The organism is Mammaliicoccus fleurettii (assembly GCF_003970575.1).
GTDB lineage: Bacteria > Bacillota > Bacilli > Staphylococcales > Staphylococcaceae > Mammaliicoccus > Mammaliicoccus fleurettii.
The window spans coordinates 1-7891 of record NZ_RXWZ01000046.1; the positions used below are offsets into that span (position 1 = coordinate 1).

At 32.1% G+C, this 7891-nt stretch carries 9 protein-coding genes; 7 read left to right on the top strand and 2 right to left on the bottom strand.

The window, feature by feature from the left end:
• Window positions 1-49: 49 nt before the first annotated feature.
• Genes CD129_RS04045 through dgoD form a run of 5 tightly spaced genes read left to right on the top strand, consistent with a single transcriptional unit; the run spans window position 50 to window position 4855 of the window.
• Entirely contained in the window at window positions 50-1270 is a 1221-nt protein-coding gene (locus CD129_RS04045; RefSeq protein ID WP_115337681.1) for an ROK family transcriptional regulator, read from the top strand.
• An 18-nt stretch (window positions 1271-1288) separates the two neighbouring features.
• Window positions 1289-2074, top strand: a complete 786-nt coding sequence (locus CD129_RS04050; RefSeq protein WP_107509706.1) for an SDR family NAD(P)-dependent oxidoreductase — start codon at window positions 1289-1291, stop codon at window positions 2072-2074.
• 20 nt (window positions 2075-2094) lie between these two features.
• On the top strand, window positions 2095-3048 hold the full coding sequence (locus CD129_RS04055) for a sugar kinase (protein ID WP_115337680.1): 954 nt from the start codon (window positions 2095-2097) through the stop codon (window positions 3046-3048).
• A 12-nt stretch (window positions 3049-3060) separates the two neighbouring features.
• Window positions 3061-3705: a bifunctional 4-hydroxy-2-oxoglutarate aldolase/2-dehydro-3-deoxy-phosphogluconate aldolase gene (locus CD129_RS04060; RefSeq protein WP_115337679.1), complete on the top strand. Its 645-nt coding sequence runs from the start codon at window positions 3061-3063 to the stop codon at window positions 3703-3705.
• Between the two features lies 1 nt (window position 3706).
• Window positions 3707-4855, top strand: coding sequence for a galactonate dehydratase (gene dgoD, locus CD129_RS04065; RefSeq protein ID WP_115337678.1), 1149 nt, complete (start codon window positions 3707-3709; stop codon window positions 4853-4855).
• A 193-nt stretch (window positions 4856-5048) separates the two neighbouring features.
• Here the strand turns inward: dgoD and CD129_RS04070 are convergent, their stop codons facing one another.
• Both CD129_RS04070 and CD129_RS04075 read right to left on the bottom strand, forming a co-directional pair.
• On the bottom strand, window positions 5049-5513 hold the full coding sequence (locus CD129_RS04070; RefSeq protein ID WP_107509703.1) for an ImmA/IrrE family metallo-endopeptidase: 465 nt from the start codon (window positions 5511-5513) through the stop codon (window positions 5049-5051).
• Window positions 5514-5548: 35 nt separating this feature from the next.
• Window positions 5549-5878 (bottom strand): helix-turn-helix transcriptional regulator, encoded by a 330-nt coding sequence (locus CD129_RS04075; RefSeq protein WP_115337677.1) that lies wholly within the window; start codon window positions 5876-5878, stop codon window positions 5549-5551.
• Between the two features lie 141 nt (window positions 5879-6019).
• Here CD129_RS04075 and CD129_RS04080 point away from each other — a divergent pair, with 141 nt between their 5' ends.
• The gene (locus CD129_RS04080) at window positions 6020-6340 is read left to right on the top strand and encodes a phage holin (RefSeq protein ID WP_115337676.1); all 321 of its coding nucleotides are present in this window, start codon (window positions 6020-6022) and stop codon (window positions 6338-6340) included.
• 19 nt (window positions 6341-6359) lie between these two features.
• Window positions 6360-7613 (top strand): N-acetylmuramoyl-L-alanine amidase, encoded by a 1254-nt coding sequence (locus tag CD129_RS04085; RefSeq protein ID WP_107509702.1) that lies wholly within the window; start codon window positions 6360-6362, stop codon window positions 7611-7613.
• The last annotated feature ends 278 nt before the right edge of the window (window positions 7614-7891 follow it).

Genomic DNA, 7891 nt, shown 5'->3' on the forward strand with positions numbered 1-7891 from the left:
CAATTATATAGTTATTGCACATTACTTAATTAAGGTGAGGAGGACTGTTATGAAGCAATCATCAAGGATAAATGTGAATTTGATGAAAGATTATAATAAACAACTTGTATTAAGAACTATTCAAAAGCATGGACCTATATCTAGAGTCGAGGTTGCCAATAGAATTGACTTATCTCGGCCATCAGTTTCAGAAATTGTTTCAATATTAATTGAAGAGCAATGGATTGAAGAAAAATCCTCTGAAGTAAAAGTAAGAGGAAGACAACCTATTCCTCTAGATATTAATAAAGAGAAGAAAGTCATAATTGGTTTAGAAATAGGTGCATATTCTACTAAGGTTATTGTTAGCAATTTAAAGGCAGAGATATTGAATGAGATAGCAATTGAAATGGATGTACATAAAAATCCAAATGAGATGATTGAGTATTTAGGAAATCAAATTAATTTAATTACTGAAAGATATAAAGCAAATCAAATTGAAGTACTTGGTATCGGTGTAGGCATGCATGGACTCGTTGATACTGAAAAAGGTGAAAATATATTTGCTCCTAATTTAGGTTGGAAAAATGTACAGATTAAATCAATATTAGAAAAGATTACACAACTAAAAGTCTTAATTGATAATGACTGTAATAGCGCAGCACTAGCAGAAATGTGGTTTGGACAAGGTAAAGATGAAAGTAATTTCATTTCAGTAATTGTTGACTATGGAGTTGGTGCAAGCATTATCAACAATGGTTCTATTTTTAAAGGGAGTCATCATGTTACAGGGCAGGTTGGTCATATAACGATAGATCCTGATGGTCCTTTGTGTTCATGTGGAAATTATGGATGTTTAGAAACTTTAACTTCTGAAACAGCTATTTTAAAAAAAGTAAAACGCAAATTAAAAATAGGTGAGAAAAGCAGTATTTTAAATCAAAAGGATAACATTGAAGACTTAACCATCGATGATTTTTATATTGCAGTAAATAAAGGGGATGAATTTTGCATAAATATTACGCACGAAGTTGCAAGAAATCTCGGGTTAGGATTCACTATTTTAATTAACTTATTTGGACCAAGATTTATAGTTCTTGGTGGTAGTTTAACTAAAATAAGTGATGCATTAATACCTATTATAAAAGAAGTGATTCAATTAAAAGTAATGGGTGAAGAAGCTAAACATACACCAATCATTACTTCAGGTTTAGGAGATGATTTATACACTATTGGTGCAGCATCTTTAATCGTTGAAGATATATTCTCTTTACCAAGACCAAATAAATAAATTCAAGGAGGAGTCATTATGAGTAATTTAAATGAACAAGTTGCAATTGTCACAGGTTCTGGAAAAGGAATCGGAAAAGGAATCGCTAAACAATTAGGGAGCAAAGGTGCGAAAGTAGTAGTAGCGACTATAGATTCAGATTTTGGGAAAGAAACAGCTGAAGAAATCAAACAGAGCGGTGGAGAAGCTTATTTCATTGAAACAGATGTTTCAAAAGAAGAAAGTATTATAAATATGGTTAAAGAAACAGTTAAACAATATGGACAGATTAATACACTCGTAAATAATGCCGGAATTACGGTGTTTAAATCAATAGAAGAAGCTACTGTAGAAGATTGGGATTCCATTATTAATATTGATTTGAGAGGTACGTTTCTTTGTACAAAATACGTTATTCCAGAAATGAAAAAGCAAGGAGGAGGTTCAATTATCAACATCTCTTCTAATCATTCGATTGCAACTTTACCAGATACTGATATGTATGCAGCTGCGAAAGGTGGCGTAAATGGCATGACACGAGGTATGGCACTAAGTTTAGGTAAATATAATATACGAGTTAATGCCATTTGTCCTGGTTTTACAAATACTTCACATTTAAAAAATTGGTTTGATTCAATGGACAATGAAGATGAAGTAAGAAAAGGTGTGTTAGATTTACATGCTACTCCAAGAATAAATGAGCCAGAAGATATCGGCAAATTAGCACAATATTTAGCTTCTGATGATTCGGAAATGATGACAGGTGAACACTTAGTTATAGATGGTGGATTGTCAGCTAGATTATATAATGCAGAAGGTTATTAAGTTAAAGGAGTGAGGAAATAATGGATGTTTTATCTATTGGTGAAACGATGGTAGTTTTTTCTCCGAATGAAGTTGGTCCTATGCGTTATGCACACAGCTTTACAAGTCATATAGCAGGAGCTGAGACAAATACGCTCATTGGCTTAGAAAAGTTAGATATAAAAACAGGATGGATTAGTCAACTTGGAAATGACGAACTAGGACATAAAATACTTTCATTTGTAAGAGGTGAAGGCATTAATGTTGATGCAGTTCAATTAATAGAAGATGCACCTACTGGTATTTTTCTTAAAGAAAAAGTACGTCAAGATCAAACACGTGTACATTATTATAGAAAAGGTTCTGCTGCAAGTCTCATGACAAATTCAAATATAGATAAAGATTATATAGCAAAGTTTAAATATTTATATGTTACTGGTATTACACCAGCACTAAGTGAAAGCTGTAAAGAGACAACATTCCATTTAATATCTATAGCAAAACAACTAAACTTGAAAATTATATTTGATCCTAATTTGAGGCTTAAATTATGGAGTGAAGATGAAGCTCGAGAAACCCTATTAAAAATGATTTCATTAAGTGATATTGTGTTACCTGGAATTAGCGAAGGTGAATTTTTGTTTAATGAGAAGTCTGAAGAAAAGATTGCTCAGAATATTATAGAACATGGTGCATCTACTGTTGTAGTGAAACTAGGGAGCAAAGGTGCATATTATCATAATGAAAATTATGCTGGATATGCAACAGCTTCAAAAAAGATTGAAGTTGTTGATCCGGTTGGTGCAGGTGATGGATTTGCAGCTGGATTTATAGCGGGTTATATTGATGGATTGTCTATTCATGAGGCTGTCGAACAAGCATGTAATGCAGGAGCACTTGTGACTACTGTTAAAGGTGATGTTGAAGGATTGCCAAGTAAAGAAGAAATCGAAAAAATGAAAAATACAAACATTACTGATGATGTAATCAGATAAGGAGTAATTATAATGGATACTTTAAAAATTATAAAAGAAACTAAGCTCATTGCAATTTTAAGAAATGCAGATCCAAATAATATTTTACCTATTGTTAAAACGTTATATAAAGCAGGAGTTAGGGCAATAGAAGTTACAATGAATTCGCCTAAAGCTCTAGAATCAATAGAGTTAATAGCTAATGAAATGAAAGGAAAAGTAGTCGTTGGAGCAGGTACAGTATTAGATGCTGAATCTGCAAGATTAGCGATATTAAGTGGTGCTACATTCATCTTATCTCCAACAGTTAATAAAGATACAATTAGAATGAACAAGAAATATGGTGCAGTTAGTATTCCAGGAGCATTAACACCTACTGAAATATTAGAAGCGTATGAATATGGTGGAGATATCATTAAAGTATTCCCAACTACTACGATGGGTCCAGAATATATTAAAGATTTACAAGGTCCATTACCACATATTCCACTTTTACCAACAGGTGGGGTAGATTTAAATAATGTTGAAGATTTTATTAAAGCCGGTGCAGTTGGTGTTGGGCTAGGAAGTGCTTTAGTAAATACTAAAGTCGAAATTACCGATGGATATTATGATGATTTAGAAAAAACTGCGCAATCATTTTATAACAAAGTAAATTCTGAAAAAGGACGTGCATAATATGAAAATAATTGATTATGAATTGTTTCAAGTACCACCTCGTTGGTTGTTTTTAAAAATCACGACTGATGAAGGCATTGTTGGATGGGGAGAACCTGTAATTGAAGGTAAAGCGAGTACTGTTGGGGCAGCAGTAGATGAATTTATGCAACAATTAATAGGCAAGAATCCATTAAATATAGAAGATCATTGGAATATGATGTATAGAAGTAGCTTTTATAGAGGTGGTCCCATATTAATGAGTGCAATCTCTGGAATTGATCAAGCACTATGGGATATTAAAGGTAAATATCATAATGCACCTGTACACGAACTACTAGGTGGTGCGTGTAGAGAATCTATGAAAGTTTATTCTTGGATTGGCGGAGATAGACCTCAAGATACATCTATGGCAGCAAAAAAAGCACATGATAATGGTTTTGAAGCAATTAAAATGAATGCAACAGAAGAATTACAATATGTAGATAGTTATGAAAAAATAGATAGTGTAATAGAACGTGTAGCTGGCATTAGAGAAGCGGTTGGTAATCAATTAGGAATCGGTATTGATTTTCATGGGAGAGTTCATAGACCAATGGCTAAAGTATTAGCTAAAGAATTGGAACAATTCAAGCCAATGTTTATTGAAGAACCAGTTTTAAGTGAAAATATAGAAGCAGTAAGAGAAATTAGTCAAACTACAACAATTCCAATAGCATTAGGAGAGAGACTTTTTTCAAGATGGGACTTTAAACCAATATTAGAAAGTGGCTATGTAGATATTATACAACCTGATTTATCTCATGCAGGTGGTATTACTGAATGTAAAAAAATTATTTCTATGGCTGAAGCATATGACGTAGGAGCAGCACCACACTGTCCACTAGGTCCGATAGCATTAGCATCTTGTTTACAAGTAGATGCAACATGCCATAATGCTTTTATTCAAGAACAAAGTCTTGGAATTCATTACAATAAAGATAGTGATATTTTAGATTATATTAAAAATAAAGAAGTGTTTGAATTTAAAGATGGGTATGTGGATATCCCTAAAAATCCAGGACTAGGTGTCGAAATAGATGAAGAACATGTTAGAGAAATGGCTAAGCAAGGTCATGACTGGCATAATCCTATATGGAGACATAAAGATAGAAGTATAGCAGAGTGGTAGTTAATAGGGAGTAGGACAGAAATCTAATTTTTAAAAAGATTTCGTCGTCCCATCCAGTCATCTACTTAGTCATAGCACGCTTATATTCACACAAGTCAGTAGAAGTGTGAATAACCTTTATAGAAAAAGCGCAGAAATTCAATGTTGAAATTGAATTTCTGCGCTTTTTAAATTATTGTCCCATCCTCTATTGTTAATTTATTTCTCTATATTCAAATACTTGAAGTGGATTAAATTTAATTAAATAATGATCATACCAAGTACTTAAACCATATTTTTGTTTATAATGTTCTAAAGCTTCATCAATATATCCTTCCGATACATCTAAATAATTGCTTAACTCAAATTTGTTTTGAACACCTGATTGATATGCTTGGACTATACTTTTTAAAGGTATGATTTTTTCGAATCCTAATCTTCTTGCTTTATGTTCGAATTTCCATTTCCATAATTCATTTGTATCAAGTATATCGCCATACGTTATATCATGATGGGCCAATTCTTCTCCTAGAACTTCTAACTTTTCTTTGTTAGATAAATCATCTTTCAATAAAATTAATCCATCTACATATAAACCTTTCAATTGATGTGGAAGGTTATTTGTTTCTTTTATGACGATGTGTTCATTATTGATAAGTGTTTTTTCGTATCTATTCAAATTATCCCCACCATAAGTTTTGTATAAAATATGTTTTATTTATTTCTTTGTTTTATGAAATCAACATATTCTAATACTTTTTTTAATTCTTCTTCAGTTAATTCTCCATCTAGATGTGCTGCAATTGTTTCGGCAGTTGAATTATATGTCACTTTAGCTTCCCCATCTAAAATATAACTCACACTTACATTAAACAATTTAGCCATTTCTTCTATTTTTTTCATCTTTGGTGCTTTACGACCTGTTTCCCAATATGAAATGGATTGCTTTGAAACTTGTAATTCATCTGCTAATTGTTGTTGCGTCCATCCATTCCTTGTTCTTAATAAACTAATTTGTTCAGAGAGTTTATTTTCAGACACCATAAGTTTCCCGCTCCTTATATGATTTATACTTATATTATAACTCTTGGTTATATTTTTTCAATGAAATAATAAAAAATATAACCTAAAGTTATTGACGTCAACCAAAAGTTATACTATAGTGTAACCAAGGAGGTGATAAACATGGTTAAAATGAATTTCAAAACAGATAAAGTTAATTTGAATTATTCAGAAGATGAGAACGGAATCCAAATTGATCCGGATAAAGTTAAACAGTTCATCGCAATGATAGGTGGTTTTATTGGAGCGTTGTACTTAGCTTTAAATGCTTCTGGTATTCAAGTCGAATGGCTGAATCCTCAAAAGTTAAATGCATGGATGAATGTATTAAATACAGGTATTCCAATTGTATTTGTACTATATGGAATTTGGAAAAATACATTCATTTTAACGAATCAATCTAGGGAACAGGAAAAGATTTTAAAGCAATCAGGTAAGAAATAAAAATTGAGAGGATGATTGAATGTTAACAGCAATAAATTATTTAACTAAAAAAGGATGGGAAATATCTTCAGATCCAAGAACGTACGATAACTATCCAAAGCAATATGGATATAGAAACTACACAGAAGACGGTATCAATTATGATGCTTATTGTAGCGGGTATCATAGAGCTTTCGACGTATTTAATAATAAGACAGATAATATTCCTGCAGTTGCAAGCGGAACAGTAATTCTCAGTGAACCGTTTGGAAACTTTGGTGGAACAATGGAGATTAGAGATAGCAATGGTAATGATTGGATATATGGGCATATGGAAAGAGATTCTTTGAAATTTTCAAAAGGAGATAAAGTCATTCAAGGAGATATTATTGGCTTACAAGGTAATTCAAATTATGCTGATAATCCAATGAGTGAACATTTGCATATTCAACTACGCAAAAAAGGAGAAAACATTGCAAATGAAATCACAAGAGTTTGCAGTGGTATGCCAATAGAAAAATATGATATTACAAAATTAAATCAAAAATTAGATCAATCTAAAAATAAAGGAGCAGTTCAAATGAGTAGAAAAATTATGATCGTAGCAGGGCATGGATATAATGATCCAGGAGCAGTAGGAAATGGTACAAATGAAAGAGATTTTATTAGAGCAAATATTGTGGATAGAGTAGCTAATTATTTAAGCCAAGCAGGAAATGATGTTGCTGTATATGGTAAAAACCAAGACATGTATCAAGATACAGCATATGGACAACAAGTAGGAAACAAGACAGATTATGGGCTGTATTGGGTTAAATCACAAGGTTATGAAATAGTAGTGGAATTTCATTTAGACGCAGCGTCAGCATCAGCAACTGGAGGACATGTCATTATTCCAAGCGGATTAGCACCAGATAACATTGATAAAGCAATACAAGCAGCAATTCAAAAACATGTCGGCACAATTCGAGGCATTACTGAAAGAAGTGACCTATTAAATTGTAATGTTGCAAAAGCAGAATATATCAACTATAGACTTGTAGAATTAGGATTCATCACGTCAACAAAAGATATGAATGCCATTAAAAATAATTTAAGCGCATATACAAAATCATTAGCAGAAGCAATACACGGAGCAGCAATTGGAAGTAATCCATCAACATATACAGTCGTAGCAGGAGATACGTTGTGGGGAATCAGTCAAAAAACAGGCGTGACAGTCGCAACATTAAAGAAATTAAACGGCTTAACATCAGATGTGATACAAATTGGACAAGTATTGAAATTGAAATAGGAGATGTAAATATGAAAGATAAAAACGAAAAAAATACCTTAGACATAAACATTACCCAATGACGGCCATCATTTAATAAGTCTATGTAAGGTATCTAACTAATTTAAATATAACACAAAACCCTTGCTATCAACAAAAGATAGCAAGGGTTTTGTTATGGTAAAAAATGTATAATTTATAATTGACAGAATATTATGAATTGTTTATATTATAATTAAGCTAGCTTAAATCACATAAGGGAAGTGTAAGAATGAAAAATATAACAAGAATAACTATAT